The sequence below is a fragment of the Roseateles sp. FW305-36 genome, from assembly GCF_058787015.1.
Genome location: NZ_JBYSZK010000008.1, coordinates 1 through 16080, shown reverse-complemented (window position 1 = coordinate 16080; position 16080 = coordinate 1). Strand labels below are relative to the sequence as shown.

General features: G+C 68.0%; 11 protein-coding genes. 8 read left to right on the top strand and 3 right to left on the bottom strand.

Annotation, left to right across the window (positions count from 1 at the left end):
- Both AC3WOE_RS15745 and AC3WOE_RS15740 read left to right on the top strand, forming a co-directional pair.
- On the top strand, positions 1-5265 hold a 5265-nt coding region (locus AC3WOE_RS15745), incomplete at its 5' end, for a HAMP domain-containing protein (RefSeq protein ID WP_492691695.1).
- 5 nt (positions 5266-5270) lie between these two features.
- Positions 5271-7712, top strand: coding sequence for a response regulator (locus AC3WOE_RS15740; RefSeq protein ID WP_492691693.1), 2442 nt, complete (start codon positions 5271-5273; stop codon positions 7710-7712).
- Positions 7713-7721: 9 nt separating this feature from the next.
- Here AC3WOE_RS15740 and AC3WOE_RS15735 read toward each other — a convergent pair whose 3' ends face one another.
- A complete protein-coding gene (locus AC3WOE_RS15735; RefSeq protein ID WP_492691691.1) occupies positions 7722-8111 on the bottom strand; it encodes a hypothetical protein in 390 nt (129 codons plus the stop codon).
- A gap of 240 nt (positions 8112-8351) precedes the next feature.
- On the opposite strand from AC3WOE_RS15735, the gene AC3WOE_RS15730 reads away from it, so the two are divergent.
- The 3 genes from AC3WOE_RS15730 to AC3WOE_RS15720 all read left to right on the top strand — a co-directional run bounded on the left by AC3WOE_RS15730 (position 8352) and on the right by AC3WOE_RS15720 (position 11178).
- On the top strand, positions 8352-10418 hold the full coding sequence (locus AC3WOE_RS15730; protein ID WP_492691689.1) for a carbon starvation CstA family protein: 2067 nt from the start codon (positions 8352-8354) through the stop codon (positions 10416-10418).
- A complete protein-coding gene (locus tag AC3WOE_RS15725; protein ID WP_492691688.1) occupies positions 10411-10611 on the top strand; it encodes a YbdD/YjiX family protein in 201 nt (66 codons plus the stop codon). The genes AC3WOE_RS15730 and AC3WOE_RS15725 overlap by 8 nt, the downstream gene beginning before the upstream one ends.
- Before the next feature lie 192 nt (positions 10612-10803).
- Positions 10804-11178, top strand: a complete 375-nt coding sequence (locus AC3WOE_RS15720) for a hypothetical protein (protein ID WP_492691686.1) — start codon at positions 10804-10806, stop codon at positions 11176-11178.
- Between the two features lie 10 nt (positions 11179-11188).
- On the opposite strand, the gene AC3WOE_RS15715 is transcribed toward AC3WOE_RS15720, so the two are convergent.
- Both AC3WOE_RS15715 and tsaE read right to left on the bottom strand, forming a co-directional pair.
- Positions 11189-12565 (bottom strand): N-acetylmuramoyl-L-alanine amidase, encoded by a 1377-nt coding sequence (locus tag AC3WOE_RS15715; RefSeq protein WP_492691684.1) that lies wholly within the window; start codon positions 12563-12565, stop codon positions 11189-11191.
- A complete protein-coding gene (tsaE, locus tag AC3WOE_RS15710) occupies positions 12562-13095 on the bottom strand; it encodes a tRNA (adenosine(37)-N6)-threonylcarbamoyltransferase complex ATPase subunit type 1 TsaE (protein ID WP_492692112.1) in 534 nt (177 codons plus the stop codon). Before tsaE ends, AC3WOE_RS15715 begins: the two co-directional genes overlap by 4 nt.
- Before the next feature lie 24 nt (positions 13096-13119).
- On the opposite strand from tsaE, the gene queG reads away from it, so the two are divergent.
- Genes queG through AC3WOE_RS15695 form a run of 3 tightly spaced genes read left to right on the top strand, consistent with a single transcriptional unit; the run spans position 13120 to position 15868 of the window.
- Positions 13120-14256, top strand: coding sequence for a tRNA epoxyqueuosine(34) reductase QueG (queG, locus tag AC3WOE_RS15705; RefSeq protein ID WP_492691682.1), 1137 nt, complete (start codon positions 13120-13122; stop codon positions 14254-14256).
- Positions 14253-14855, top strand: coding sequence for a chalcone isomerase family protein (locus AC3WOE_RS15700; protein ID WP_492691680.1), 603 nt, complete (start codon positions 14253-14255; stop codon positions 14853-14855). Before queG ends, AC3WOE_RS15700 begins: the two co-directional genes overlap by 4 nt.
- 38 nt (positions 14856-14893) lie before the next feature.
- Positions 14894-15868, top strand: a complete 975-nt coding sequence (locus AC3WOE_RS15695; RefSeq protein WP_492691678.1) for a tripartite tricarboxylate transporter substrate binding protein BugE — start codon at positions 14894-14896, stop codon at positions 15866-15868.
- Positions 15869-16080: the final 212 nt, after the last annotated feature.

The window sequence follows — 16080 nt, the reverse complement described above, 5'->3', positions numbered from 1 at the left end:
ATCAACACCATGGTGGACCAGCTCAACGGCTTTGCCGGCGAGGTCAGCCGCGTGGCGCGCGAGGTGGGCACGGAAGGCAAGCTGGGCGGCCAGGCCCAGGTGCCCGGCGTGGCGGGCACCTGGAAGGACCTGACCGACAACGTCAACTCCATGGCCTCCAACCTGACGGGCCAGGTGCGCAATATCGCGGACGTGGCCACAGCCGTGGCCGGTGGCGACCTGTCCAAGAAGATCACGGTGGACGTGAAGGGCGAGATCCTGGAGCTGAAGAACACGCTGAATACCATGGTGGACCAGCTCAATGGCTTCGCTTCCGAGGTCAGCCGCGTGGCCCGCGAGGTGGGCACGGAGGGCAAGCTGGGCGGCCAGGCCCAGGTGCCCGGCGTGGCCGGCACGTGGAAGGACCTGACGGACAACGTCAACTTCATGGCCTCCAACCTGACGGGCCAGGTGCGCAACATCGCCGACGTGGCGACGGCCGTGGCCAGCGGCGACCTCTCCAAGAAGATCACCGTGGAGGTCAAGGGCGAGATCCTGGCGCTGAAGAACACGCTGAACACCATGGTGGACCAGCTCAACGGCTTCGCCTCCGAGGTGAGCCGTGTGGCCCGTGAGGTGGGCACGGACGGCAAGCTCGGCGGCCAGGCCCAGGTGCCCGGCGTGGCCGGCACATGGAAGGACCTGACCGACAACGTCAACTTCATGGCCTCCAACCTGACGGGCCAGGTGCGCAACATCGCCGAGGTGACGACGGCGGTTGCCAACGGCGATCTGTCCAAGAAGATCACCGTGGACGTGCGCGGCGAGATCCTGGAGCTGAAGGACACCATCAATACCATGGTGGACCAGCTCAACGCCTTCGCCGGCGAAGTGACCCGGGTGGCGCGCGAGGTGGGCACCGAGGGCAAGCTCGGTGGCCAGGCCCAGGTGCCGGGCGTGGCGGGCACCTGGAAGGACCTGACGGACAACGTCAACTCCATGGCGTCCAACCTGACGGGCCAGGTGCGCAACATCGCCGACGTGACCATCGCGGTGGCCAGTGGCGACCTGTCCAAGAAGATCACGGTGGACGTGCGCGGCGAGATCCTTCAGCTGAAGGAGACCATCAACACCATGGTGGACCAGCTGCGCGCTTTTGCCTCCGAGGTGACACGCGTGGCCCGCGAGGTGGGCACGGAAGGCAAGCTGGGCGGCCAGGCGGCCGTGCCGGGCGTGGCCGGCGTGTGGAAGGACCTGACGGACAACGTCAACTCCATGGCGTCCAACCTGACCGGCCAGGTGCGCAACATCGCCGACGTGGCCACCGCCATCGCGCGAGGTGACTTGAGCCGCAAGATCACGGTGGACGTGAAGGGCGAGATCCTGCAGCTGAAGGAAACCATGAACACCATGGTCGAGCAGCTCGGCGCCTTCGCCTCGGAAGTGAGCCGCGTGGCGCGCGAGGTGGGCACCGAAGGCAAGCTCGGCGGCCAGGCCCAGGTGCCGGGTGTGGCCGGCACGTGGAAGGACCTGACCGACAACGTCAACTCCATGGCGAGCAACCTGACCAACCAGGTGCGCAACATCGCCGAGGTGACCATCGCGGTGGCCAACGGCGACCTGTCCAAGAAGATCACCGTCGACGTGCGCGGCGAGATCCTGCAGCTGAAGGAAACCATCAACACCATGGTGGAGCAGCTGCGCTCCTTCGCCTCCGAGGTGACGCGCGTGGCCCGCGAGGTGGGCACGGAAGGGCGCCTGGGCGTGCAGGCCGTGGTGCCGGGCGTGGCCGGCACCTGGAAGGACCTGACCGACTCGGTCAACACCATGGGCGCCAACCTGACGGCCCAGGTGCGCAACATCGCCGAGGTGACGACGGCCGTGGCCCGCGGCGACCTGAACCGCAAGATCACGGTGGACGTCAGCGGCGAAATCCTGGAGCTGAAGAACACCATCAACACCATGGTGGACCAGCTCAACGCCTTCGCCGGCGAGGTGACGCGCGTCGCACGCGAGGTGGGCACGGAAGGCAAGCTCGGTGGCCAGGCCAAGGTGGCCGGCGTGGGTGGCACCTGGAAGGACCTGACCGACAACGTCAACTTCATGGCCTCCAACCTGACCGAACAGGTGCGCGGCATCGTGAAGGTCGTGACGGCCGTGGCCAACGGCAACCTGACGCAACGCCTGACCGTGCAGGCCAAGGGCGAGGTGGCGGCCCTGGCCGACACCATCAACAACATGACCGACACCCTGGCCACCTTCGCCGAGCAGGTGACCAATGTGGCGCGCGAAGTGGGCGTGGACGGACGCCTGGGCGGCCAGGCCCATGTGCCGGGCGCCTCGGGCACCTGGAAGGACCTGACCGGCAACGTCAACCTGCTGGCCGCCAACCTGACGACCCAGGTGCGCGCCATCGCCGAGGTGGCCACCGCCGTGACCAAGGGCGACCTGACGCGCGCCATCCAGGTCGAAGCCAAGGGCGAGGTGTCCGAGCTCAAGGACAACATCAACACGATGATTTCCAATCTGCGCGAAACAACCGAGCGCAACCGCGAGCAGGACTGGCTGAAGACCAACCTCGCCAAGTTCACCGGCATGCTGCAGGGCCAGCGCGAGCTGCAGACGGTCAGCCAGATGCTGCTGACCGAGCTGGCGCCGCTGGTGCAGGCCCACCAGGGCACCATCTATCACGTGGCCGGTGCCGAGAGCGACAACCGCCAGCAGCTGCGGCTGCTGGCGAGCTATGCGCAGTCGGGCGCCGTCCGCCTGGCCCCCATCATCGAGATGGGCGAAGGCCTGGTCGGCCAGTGCGCGCTGGAAAAGCGCAGCACCCTGCTGGCCGACATCGCCTCGGACTTCGTCGCCATCTCGTCCAGCCTGGGACAGGCCACGCGCGTCAGCGTGGTCGTGCTGCCGGTGCTGTTCGAGGGCCAGACCAAGGCCGTCATCGAACTGGCCACGCTGCAGCCCTTCAGCAGCGGCTCGCTGGCCTTCCTGGAGCTGCTGACCCAGAGCATCGGCGCGGTGTTCAACACCATCGAGGCGACCATGCGCACCGAGGCCCTGCTGGCCCAGTCCCAGCAGCTGACGGTGGAGCTGCAGTCGCGCCAGAGCGAGCTGCAGGAGACCAACGAGCAGCTCGGCACCAAGGCCCGGCTGCTGGCCGAGCAGAACGAGGAGGTCGAGCGCAAGAACGCCGAAGTGGAGCAGGCCCGTCACGCGCTGGAGGACAAGGCGGCCGAGCTGGCGCTGACGTCCAAGTACAAGTCGGAGTTCCTGGCCAATATGTCGCACGAGCTGCGCACGCCGCTGAACTCCATCCTGATCCTGAGCCAGCAGCTGGCCGGCAACAACGACGGCAACCTCAGCAGCAAGCAGGTCGAGTTCTCGCGCAACATCAATTCCTCGGGCTCGGACCTGCTGCACCTCATCAACGACATCCTGGACCTGTCCAAGATCGAGTCGGGCACGGTGACGGTGGAAATCGAGGACATCGCCTTCGCTTCGCTGCGCGACAACATCGACCGCAACTTCCGCCATGTGGCCGAAGCCAAGGCCCTGCCGCTGCGCCTGCTGTTCGCCGACGACCTGCCGCGCAGCATGGAAAGCGACGCCAAGCGCCTGCAGCAGATCCTGAAGAACCTGCTGTCCAACGCCGTCAAGTTCACGGCCCACGGCCATGTGGAGCTGCGCGTCAGCCTGGCCAGCGAGGGTTGGAGCACCGAGCACCCGGTGTTGTCCAAGGCGCCCCAGGTGCTGGCCTTCGCGGTGGAAGACACCGGCATCGGTGTCGCCCCCGAGAAGCAGCGCCTGATCTTCGAGGCCTTCCAGCAGGCCGACGCCGGCACCTCGCGCAAATACGGCGGTACCGGCCTGGGCCTGGCCATCAGCCGCGAGCTGGCGGCGCTGCTGGGCGGTGAGATCCGCCTGTCCAGCGTGCATGGCCATGGCAGCACCTTCACCCTCTTCCTGCCGCTGCATTTCGCCGGCGCCGACAGCGCCCGCATGGCCCCGCCCGAGCGTGGCCGCCCCGCCCAGGCGCCGCGCAGCAACCTGCCGCTGGTGCGCGAGACGACGGTGCCCGACGACCGCGACAACCTCGTCGAGGGCGAGTCGGTGCTGCTCATCATCGAGGACGACCCTCACTTCGCGCGCATCGTGCTGGGTCTGGCGCGTGACCGCGGCTTCAAGGGCCTGGTGGCGCTGAAGGGCAGTCTGGGCCTGGAGCTGGCGCGGCGCTTCCTGCCCACCGCCATCTCGCTGGACATCTTCCTGCCCGACATGCTGGGCTGGACGGTGCTCAACCAGCTCAAGCTGGACCCGCTGACCCGCCACATCCCCGTGCAGATCTTCAGCGTCGCCGAGGAGGACCGCAACCACGGCCTGGCCCACGGCGCCTTCAGCTACGTGGTGAAGTCCTCCACCAGCGAGGAGATGGAGGCGGCCCTGGACCGCATCCGCGATTTCACGGTGCCGCGCGTCAAGCGCCTGCTCGTCATCGAGGACAACGACATCGAGCGCCAGGCCATCGTCGAACTGCTCGACCATGACGACATCGACCTGGAGACCGCCGGCACCGGCGCCCAAGCGCTGGAGCTGCTGCGCGACCAGGCCTTCGACTGCATCGTGCTCGACCTGCGCCTGCCCGACGTCAGCGGCTTCGCCCTGCTGGAGAAGCTGCATGCCGATCCCTCGCTGGCGAGCGTGCCCGTCGTCGTCTTCACCGGCAAGGACCTCTCCGGCGCCGAGCAGAAGCAGCTGCGCGCCCTGGCCAAGAGCGTGGTGCTGAAGGACGTGCAAAGCCCCGAGCGCCTGCTGGACGAGACGGCACTCTTCCTGCATCGCGTCGTCACCGAGCTGCCGCAGAACAAGCAGGACATCCTGCAGAAGCTGCACGGCGCGGCGGAGATGCTGCGCGGCCGCCGCGTGCTGGTGGTGGACGACGACGCCCGCAACATCTTCGCGCTGACGACGCTGCTGGAGAACCAGGAGATGCAGGTGCTGACCGCCACCAGCGGCCGCGCCGCCGTGGAGATCATCCAGCACACGCCCGATCTCGACCTCGTGCTGATGGACATCATGATGCCGGACATGGACGGCTACGAGACCATGCGCGAGATCCGCTCCCACGCCGAGTTCCGCAACCTGCCCATCCTGGCCCTGACGGCCAAGGCCATGAAGGGCGACCGCGAGAAATGCCTGGAGGCCGGCGCGAGCGACTACATCTCCAAACCGGTCAACACCGCGCAGCTGCTGTCGCTGATGCGCGTGTGGCTGTACCGTTGATGGCGATGCGGACGACCGACATCCTGGAGGCGAGAGCGGGCGTGGACGAGCTCACCAACATCCTCATCGTCGACGACGAGCCGGCCAATCTGCTGGTGCTGGAGAGCGTGCTGGCCGATCCGGGCTATCGCATCGTGCGCGCGCTGTCGGCCGACCAGGCCCTGCTCGCGCTGATGAGCCAGGAGTTCGCCGTCATGGTGCTGGACATCCAGCTGCCCGACATGAACGGCATCGAGCTGGCGCAGATGATCAAGGAGCGCAAGCGCAACGCCCACCTGCCCATCATCTTCCTGACGGCCTATTTCGATCAGGACCAGCACCGGCTGCAGGGCTATGGCTCGGGGGCCGTGGACTATCTGCACAAGCCGGTGAACCCGGCGGTGCTGCGCTCCAAGGTGGCGGTCTTCGCCGAACTGGATCGCAAGACCCGCCAGCTGCAGCGCGCGAACATGGCCCTGCAGGCCGAGGTGGAAGAAAGGCGCCGCGCCGAGGAACTGCTGCGTGAACTCAACGAGACGCTGGAGGGTCGCGTCACCGAGCGCACCGAGGCCTTCCAGGCCGCTGACCGGCGCCTGCGCGCCATGATGAGCAGCATCACGGATGGCCTGCTCGTCATCGAGCATGACGGGCTTGTCGGTTATGTCAACGAGCAGGGCGCCCGCCTGCTGGGCCGCCAGGCCGCCGAGCTGACCGGGCGGCGCAGTGCCGACGTGTTCGGTGCCGGTGGCGAATTCGAGGCAGGCTTCGCGAGTGCGCGGGCCAAGGGCCAGGCCGTGTCCTTCGAAGCCCTGGTGCCCGCCTCGACGGAGCGCTGGGTGGAATGCCATTGCTATCCGTCCCACGATGGCCTGTCGGTCTACTTCCACGACATCACCGACCGCCGCGAGCTGCAGCTGCGCCGCGAGCAATTGCTGGCCGCCGAGCAGGCTGCGCGTGGCGCCGCCGACCAGGCGTCGCGGGCCAAGGAGGAGTTCGTCGCCGCCATCAGCCACGAGCTGCGCACGCCGCTGGCGGCCATCCTCGGCTGGGTCAATGTGCTGGCCCACCCCAGCGTGCAGCCGGCCATGCAGCAGCGCGGCATCCAGGCCATTGCCCGCAATGCCCAGGCCCAGGCCGTCCTCGTCGACGACCTGCTGGAGATGAGCCGCATCGTCGCCGGCAAGCAGCTGATGAATGTCGAGCGGGTGGACCTGAACGGCATCGTGGCCGGCGCGGCCGATACGGCGCGGCCGACGGCCCAGCAGCGCCAGCTCGACATCGTGCTGCACCTCGCACCCGAGGCGGCCGAAGTCTTCGGCGATGCGCGGCGACTGACCCAGGTCGTCATGAACCTCGTGACCAATGCGATGAAGTTCACGTCGGTGGGCGGCAGCGTCACCCTGTCGACGCGGCTGAACGGGCCCGTCGTGGAGATTGCCGTCAGCGACACCGGCCAGGGCATAGACCCGGCCTTCCTGCCCCAGCTGTTCGATCGCTTCACCCAGGCCGACGGCACGGCCACCAGCGTGCACGGCGGTCTGGGCCTGGGCCTGTCCATCGTCAAGAACCTGGTCGAGCTGCATGGCGGCGAGGTGGCGGCGCACAGCGCCGGCCCCGGCCAGGGGTCGACCTTCAGCGTGCGCCTGCCCCGCGCGGGCCCATCGACGTCGGCGGGTTTCGAGACCGAGGCCGGCGGCGTCGAACCCTCGATCGCCGGCGTGCGCGTGCTGCTGGTCGACGATCATCCCGACGTGCTGGAGGTCCATGCCCGCCTGCTGTCCGAGCGCGGGGCCCGGGTGGTCACCGCCGAGTCGGGCGAAGCGGCGCTCGCGCTGCTGCGCGAGCAGAGCTTTGACGTGCTGCTCAGCGATCTCGGCATGCCGGGCATGGGCGGCTACGACCTGATCCGCCATGTGCGGCGGCAACTGGCCCTGGGGCCGGCCGACCTGCCCGCTGCCGCCGTCACGGCCTATGTGCGCGCCGCCGACCGCGAGGCGGCCCTCGAAGCCGGCTTCCAGCGCTGCCTGCCCAAGGCCGTCTCACCCCATTTGCTGGCCCGGGCCGTGGCGGAGCTTTCGCTCAGCCGCCAGCCGGTCGCCCCCGAGGAGTTGGATTTGCGAGTGCTGTTTGTGGAAGACAACGAGGATCTGCGCGAGCAGATCGGCTATCTGCTCGAGGAGGTCGGCTTGCAGCTGGAAAGCTGCGCCACGGCCGAAGAGGCCCTGGCGATGTATTCGCCGGACCGCTTCGATCTGGTGCTGACCGACGTCAGCCTGCCGCAGATGTCGGGCGTTGACCTGGCTCGCGCCATCCTGCGCAGTGCGCCCGAGGCCTGGGTCGTGTTTTCGTCGGGCTATGCGATGAAGTCCGACCTGTCGGACTTCGGACCCCATGTGAGGGCCTTGCTCAAGCCCTTCGATCTGCCTGACCTTCAACAGCTGCTGGCGGAGATTCGCCAGCAGCGTTGAGCGTCAGTTTCAGCGGCCACGGCGCGGGCCGTAGTCGTCGCGGTCGTGACCCCAGCGGTCACCTCGGTCGCCGTGATCGCGGTGGCCGTGGTCCCAACGGTCGTCGCGGCCTTCCCAGCGGCGCTCATAGACCACCCGCGGAGGCGGGGCGTAGTAGACGTCACGTTCGACGTAGCGGGGGGCGGGCGCGTAGCGCACGACCGGGGCCGCTTCGTAGTAGACCGGAGCCGGTTCGTAGTAGACGGGTGCGGGTGCCGGGGCGTAGTAGCCGCCGTTGGACACGACGACGCCGGTGGCGGGCAGGCTGATGCCGACGGACCAGTGCGTGCCGGCCTGGGCGGACGTGGCGCCCAGCAGGGCAGCCGTGGTGGCAAGGGCGGCAAGAACGGTGCGGAACATGGCGGTACTCCTATGGGGCTCAGCAAGATGCTGGCCGTGTACGAACAACGCCGGTCGGGGGCCGACGTTGACGGGCCTGGCCGGGCATTGGTAAGCGGGTGTAGTCCGGGTTGACCCTTAGGTATTGCCGCGTGGCGCCCCTGCGTGGCTTGACCGATGCCCCGGGGGCCTCGTTTTCCGAGACTTGGCTCACGGTAGCGCCGCCCCTTCGACGTGCGCACCGCAACGGAGACAAGCCCCATGCAGAACCTGCGCCGCCACCTCGCCTGGGCGGGTGTCGCGATCCTCGGTGCCGTATCCCTCGCCACCGTGGCCCTGAGCCGCGGCGAGACGATCAGTGCGCTGTGGGTCGTGGCCGCCGCCCTGTGCACCTACCTCATCGCCTACCGCTACTACAGCCTGTTCATCGCCGACAAGGTGCTGGGGTTGGACGCGCGCCGGCAGACCCCGGCCTGGAAGTACAACGACGGCCTGGATTTCGTGCCCACCAACAAGCACGTGCTCTACGGCCACCACTTCGCGGCGATTGCCGGCGCCGGCCCACTGGTCGGCCCCGTGCTGGCGGCGCAGATGGGCTATCTGCCCGGCCTGCTGTGGATCCTGGCTGGCGTCGTCTTCGCCGGCGCGGTGCAGGACTTCATCGTGCTCTTCATCTCCACGAGGCGTGACGGCCGGTCGCTCGGCGACCTCGTCAAGCAGGAGATGGGCACGGTGCCCGGGCTCATCGCGCTGTTCGGTGCCTTCATGATCATGATCATCATCCTGGCGGTGCTGGCCCTGATCGTCGTGAAGGCCCTGGCCGATTCGCCCTGGGGCCTGTTCACGGTGGCGGCGACGATTCCCGTCGCCCTCTTCATGGGCGTCTACCTGCGCTTCATCCGCCCGGGCCGCATCGGCGAGGTGTCGGTGATCGGCTTCGCGCTGCTGATGGCGGCCATCTTCGGCGGCCAGACCGTCAGCGAGAGCCCGACGCTGGCGCCCCTCTTCACGCTGCAGCCCACGACGCTGGTCGGCCTGCTGATCGGCTACGGCTTCGTCGCCGCCTGCATCCCGGTGTGGCTGCTGCTGGCGCCGCGCGACTACCTCAGCACCTTCCTGAAGATCGGCACCATCATTGCGCTGGCCATCGGCATCGTCATCGTCGCGCCGCCGCTGAAGATGCCGGCGTTGACGCAGTTTGCCGTCGGCGGCGGCCCCGTCTGGGCGGGCAATCTCTTCCCCTTCCTCTTCATCACCATCGCCTGCGGCGCCGTGTCGGGCTTCCATGCGCTGATCTCTTCGGGCACGTCCCCGAAGCTGCTGGAGAACGAGACGCATGCCCGCTACATCGGCTACGGCGGCATGCTGGCCGAGAGCTTTGTCGCCGTGATGGCGCTGGTGGCGGCCTCGTGCATCGAGCCGGGCGTCTACTTCGCCATGAACAGCCCGGCCGCCGTCGTCGGCAAGGACGCCGCCACGGTCGCGCAGACCCTGTCGACCTGGGGCTTCGTCATCACGCCCGACATGCTGACCCAGGCCGCGGCCGACGTCGGCGAAAAGACCATCCTGGCGCGTGCCGGCGGTGCGCCGACGCTGGCCGTGGGCATGGCCGAAATCCTGCACCAGGTGGTGGGCGGCAAGGCCCTGATGGCCTTCTGGTACCACTTCGCCATCCTGTTCGAGGCCCTGTTCATCCTGACGGCCGTGGATGCCGGCACCCGCGCCGGCCGCTTCATGCTGCAGGACCTGCTGGGCAGCTTCGTGCCATCGCTGAAGCGCACCGAGAGTTGGGTGGCCAACCTTGTCGCCACCGGCCTGTGCGTGGCGGCCTGGGGCTATTTCCTCTACCAGGGCGTGGTCGATCCGCTGGGCGGCATCAACACGCTGTGGCCGCTGTTCGGCATCGCCAACCAGATGCTGGCCGCCGTCGCGCTGCTGCTGGGCACCGTCGTCATCTTCAAGATGAAGAAGGACCGCCATGCCTGGGTCACGGCCTTGCCTGCGGCCTGGCTGCTGGTCTGCACGATGAGCGCCGGCTGGCTGAAGATCTTCGCCGCCGATCCCAAGCTCGGCTTCCTGGCCCACGCCGACAAATACGCCGCGGCGATTGCCGAGGGCAAGGTACTGGCACCGGCCAAGTCGCTGGAGGCGATGTCGCGCGTCGTGTTCAACGACAGGCTGGACGCGGCGCTGTGCGCCCTCTTCATGGGGGTGGTGCTGAGCGTGCTGGTCTACAGCGTCAAGGCCATTCTCGAAGCGCGCCGTACCGGCAAGGCCACGGCCCAGGAAACCGCCTTCGTGCTGCTGCCGGCCGGCCAGCATGCTTGAGCTGCGCGAGCTCGCCCAGGCGGGCCGCTATCTGAGGCAGAGCCTGCGCCTGATGGTGGGCGTGCCGGACTACGGCAGCTACCTGGCCCATCACCAGGCCACGCATCCGGAGCGGCCCGCCATGAGCTATGAGGAGTTCTTCAGGGAGAGGCAGGCGGCGCGCTACAGCGCGCGCGTCGGGAAGTGCTGCTAAGGAGGCTGCGAACGGCCCCTGCACGCCCGCTCATCCCCCTGCAACGCCGCCACTTGGCGTTGCAAATGCGCGCCGTAGCTCGAGCTACGGCTGTGCTTTGCGCCTTGATTGGCGACGCTGCAGCGGTCTGCTCGGGCGCGCCGGAGCCATTCACAGCCTCCGCCCAGCGGTACAAAGCCGGCCATGCCGTCTATGAACGACGACGTCTTTCCCGAAGGCTTTCGCTTGATGCGTTGGCGGTCGAGCTATGGCGACTTGATTGCTGGCTTGGCCTGTGTCTGGGTCGCCGCGGGCGCCAGCTACTTCGGCTTCTGGTCCTGCGGCAACTACGTCTGGAAGTCGGACGCCTTTCGCTACGGAGCGGTGGCGCTCACGCTCGTCGCCGTGTTGTTTCCGGGGCACCGCTTGAACAACCTGCCACGGCGAATGCTGTTCCCTGTGGCGCTGTGGGCGGCGTATGTGCTCCTTGAATCAGCAGTTGCACCGTTCTATCCCGGAGCACCGGCCACGTGGCACGAATACGCACAGGACTTCAAGACCGCGTTGAGCTTCGGTCCTTGCCGCTGAAACACGAAACTCAGAGCGTCGTGCTGCGCTTCCTCGCCATCGGCGGGCTCTTGGCGAAGTATTTGGCGATGCCCGAGGCCAGCGCATCCACGAGCTGGTCCTGGTAGTCCGGGTCGCGCAGCTTCTTCTCTTCCTCGGGGTTGGAGATGAAGGCCGTCTCGACCAGGATGCTGGGGATGTCCGGCGCCTTCAGCACGGCGAAGCCGGCCTGTTCGACGCGGGCCTTGTGCAGCTTGCCAACCTTGCCGATCTGGCCCAGCACCTCGCCACCGAGCTTGAGGCTGTCCTTGATCTGGGCCGTCGTGCTCATGTCCAGCAGGGCGCGCAGCACATTGGCATCCTTGGTGGCCGCGCCGACGTTGACGCCGCCCACCATGTCGGCGGCGTTCTCCTTGTCGGCCATCCAGCGCGCGGCAGCGCTGGTGGCCGCGCCGTCGCTGAGCACGAAGACCGAGGCACCGCGAGCCTGGGGCGTGATGAAGGCATCGGCGTGGATGGACACGAAGAGGTCGGCCTGCACGCGCCGGGCCTTGCGCACGCGCTCGTGCAGGGGCACGAAGAAGTCGGCGTCGCGCGTCATCAGCACGCGGATGTTGGGGTTGGTCGTCAGGCGCTCCCGCAACTTGTGGGCGACGGCCAGCACCACGTCCTTCTCGCGCAGGCCGGAGGGACCGACGGCGCCGGGGTCTTCACCGCCATGGCCGGGGTCCAGCGCAATGATGATGAGGCGATCGATCTTGGGCTCGGCGGCTGGCGCCGGCGCGGGGGAGGGCGCGGGCCTGGACGCCGCGGCCACGGGTGAGGGCGCCGGGGCCGAAGCCGCGGGAGCGGGGCGCTCGATCTTCTGGATCAGGTCACCCAGGGCGTCGTTGACGGCGCTGGCAGCCTGTTCAGCGCGCTGGGCCGGGGAGGGCGCTGGAGCAGTTGGCGCCTTGCCGCGCTCGTTGGCCAGGGCTACCAGCGGGTCGGCCGCGAACTTCGGGTACAGGTCGAAGACCAGGCGGTGCTTGTAGGCCGCCACCGGCGCCAGCGTGAAGATCTGCGGCGCCACCGGCTGGCGCAGGTCCAGCACGATGCGCACGACGGTCGGCGTGTTCTGGCCGACGCGCACGCCGCTGATGTAAGGGTCGTCGGGCTTGACCTTGCCGATCAGCTCGCGCAGCCCCGGGCTCAGCTCCAGGCCGTCGACGTCGATGACGAGGCGGTGCGGCGAGTCGACGAGGAAGTATTTGGTCGTCAACGCCTTGTCGGACTCGAGGGTGACGCGGGTGTATTCCTGCGCCGGCCAGACGCGTACGGCGACGATGCTGGCATCGCTGCCGGCGGCGAGGGTGTCGGGCGCCTTCAGCAGCAGGGCCAGCAGGCCGAGGGAATCGCGGCGCTTCATGTCAGGGCCTCGACGAGCGCGGGAGCACCCACGGCGCGCACCTGGCGGCTGTCGTCGGGCATCAGTTCGATGAAGAGTTGCAGATCGGGCGGCGGCAACTGGCCGGCGGCCTTCTCGGGCCATTCGCAGAGCTTGAGGCCGGGCGCGGCGAAGACGTCGCGAAAGCCGGCGTCTTCCCACTCGCGCGGATCGCCGAAGCGGTAGAAGTCGAAGTGGCTGGCCGTGCCGCCTCCCGAGGATTCAGGCAGTTCGTAGCTCTCCATGACGGCATAGCTCGGGCTCTTGATGCGGCCCTCGACGCCCAGGGCCCGCAGCAGCAGGCGCACGAAGGTCGTCTTGCCGGCACCGAGCGGCCCGTGCAGCTCGATCAGGGCGTTCATGGTGCCCCCAGACCTGCCGTCCAGCGCCAGGCCCCCCGAGGGGGATTCAGAAACCTTGGAGCGGTCCGGCGCTTTCTGAAGGGAGGGGAGCAATGCCGCCGCGAGACTTTTGGCGGTGGCTTGGGCCGCGGCCTCGTCGGGCCACAGCAGTTGGGTTTCTAAAATCGCAGGCAAATGCAAGAGGTCCCGTCCACTGTCGATGCCGCCGCGCTGCTGGAGAAACTGCGCGGCTGGGCTCTTGGGCTGGGATTCTCACAGATCGCCGTGGCGGATGTGGACCTCAGCAGCGCCGAACCCGGCCTGCAGGCCTGGCTGGACGCCGGCCACCACGGCCGCATGCACTACATGGCCGCCCACGGCATGAAGCGGGCCCGGCCGGCCGAGCTGGTGCCGGGCACGCTGCGCGTCATCACGGCACGCATGGACTATCTGCCGCAGGGGACGGAGCCGGGCTGGCAGGCGGTCGAATGGGCTGGCCTGGCCCAGCCCGAACAGGCCCAGATTTCGATCTATGCCCGTGGCCGCGACTATCACAAGGTGCTGCGCCAGCGCCTGCAGAAGCTGGCCGACATGCTGGAAGCCGAGGTCGGGCCGCTGGGCTACCGCGTCTTCACCGACTCGGCGCCGGTGCTGGAGGTGGAACTGGCGGCGCGTTCGGGCCTGGGCTGGCGCGGCAAGCACACGCTGACCCTGCACCGCGAGGCGGGCTCGATGTTCTTCCTTGGCGAGCTCTTCATCGATCTCGCCCTTCCGTTGACGGAAGCCGTTACGGCCCATTGCGGTGAATGCCGGTCCTGCATCGATGTCTGCCCGACGGCTGCCATCACGGCGCCTTATCGCGTCGACGCGCGGCGCTGCATCTCCTACCTGACCATCGAGCACGACGGCCCCATTCCCGAGGAGCTGCGGCCGCTGCTGGGCAACCGCATCTACGGCTGCGATGACTGCCAGCTGGCCTGCCCCTGGAACAAGTTCGCCCAACCCGCCGTGCTGGCCGACTTCGACGTGCGCCCCGGCATGGCAGGCGCGCCGATTGCCACGCTGCTCGGATGGGACGAGAAGGAGTTCCTGCGCCGCACCGAGGGTTCGGCCATCCGGCGCATCGGTTTCGCCCGCTGGCAGCGCAATCTGGCGGTTTCTGCCGGCAATGCGCTGCGCCAGCGCGACGACCCGGCCCTGCGCGCCGCCCTGCAGCAGGCGGGGCAGGGGGCCGACGCCCTGGTGGCCGAACACATCGCCTGGGCCCTGTCCGCGCCGCAAGCCGCCGGCGCGTTATCGTCGCGCCCGCACCCGCTGGAGCTTTCTGAATGATGTCGTCCGTCCGTCGCCGCGCCGCAGTCTTCGCCCTGGCCGCAGCCGCGTCCCTGCCCGCTCACGCCGTGCGCTACGAGGGCCAGGATTTCCCCGACACCCTGCAACTCGGTGGTTCCGCGCTGCAGCTCAACGGCGTCGGCACCAAGATGTTCATCATGCGCTACTCGGCCTATCTGGCCGCGCTCTACGTGCCGCACAAGGCAGGCACGTCGGAGGCGATCTATGCACAGACCGGCCCCAAGCGCGTCGAGTTGCGCATCACCATTCCCCTCGTGAAGGACGTGTCGACGCAGGAGTTCGTCAAGGCCATCAACAAGGGCGTGAGCCGCAATGCCACCGAGGCCGAAAAGGTCGCGGTGGCCGAGCGGGTGAAGCAGTTCAACGCAGCCATCGGCGAGATCGGGCGCGTGAAGAAGGGCGACCTGCTGCACATCGACTATCTGCCCGACCAGGGCGGCACCGTGCTCAGCGTCAACGGCAAGATCTGGGGCAAGGCCATCGAGGGCCAGGATTTCTACACGGCCTTCCTGAAGGTCTTCCTGGGCGACAACAGCGACGCCCGATTGCGGGCCGGCCTGCTGGGGCAGCCGTCCTGAACTAGCATCGGTCTCATCACACCCAGGAGACCGACCCCATGCAACGCCGTTCCGTCCTGCAAGCCGCCGCACTCACGAGCCTCGGCCCCTTGGGCAACCTCGCCTGGGCCCAGGGCTACCCGACCAAACCGGTGCGCCTGATCGTGCCGTTTGCACCTGGCGGCACGACGGACATCATTGCCCGCATCGTCTCCGAGCGCATGAACGCCATCCTGGGCCAGACCATGGTGGTCGACAACAAGGCCGGCGGTGGCGGCACGGTGGGCGCCACCGAGATCGCGCGCTCCTCGCCGGACGGCTACACGCTGGGCGTGGCGACGGTGTCGACGACAGCGTCCAACCCCGCCATCAATCCCAAGATCGCCTACAACCCGCTGACGGACTTCACGCCCATCACCAACATCGCGGCGACGCCCAACGTCATCGCCGTGCATCCCAGCTTCCCGGCGCGCGACTACAAGGGCTTCGTCGCCGAACTCAAGAAGAACCCGGCCAAGCACAGCTACGCGACCTCGGGCACGGGCGGCATCGGCCACATGCAGATGGAGCTGTACAAGACGCTGGCCGGTGTCTTCGTGCTGCACATCCCCTACCGCGGTGCCGGCCCGGCCCTGAACGACACGGTGGCCGGCCAGGTGCCGATGATCTTCGACAACCTGCCTTCGGCCTTGCCCTTCATCAAGGACGGTCGCCTGATTCCCATCGTCGTCGCGGCGCCGCAGCGCCTGGCTTCCCTGCCCAATGTGCCGACCTTCAAGGAAGTCGGCCTGGAGCCGGTCAATCGCATGGCCTACTACGGCATCCACGGCCCCAAGGGCCTGCCCAAGGACATTGTCGACAAGGTCCACAACGCCATCAAGAAGGCGGTCGAACTGCCCGACGTGAAGAAGCGCATCGAGGACACCGGCTCGCTGATCGTGGCCAACACGCCCGAGCAGTTCGCGGCCCAGATCGCCGCGGAATTCGACGTCTACAAGAAGGTCGTCGCCCAACAGAAATTGAAGCTTGATTGACATGGAGCCCCTCGCCTGGTCACGCGCCGCTGGACGCGGGCGTGCCCAGTCGGGCTTGCAGACCGCGCTGCGGCAGGTGCCGCAGCTCTTCGTCAGGCACAGGCCGTCCACTGGACGCCCTGTGTCCGGCCTCAGCCCCCGAGCAACTGTGTTCGGTGTCAAGCCTCTGATGGAGACTGCAGATGCTTGACGGCATTCCAGGTCGCTTGATC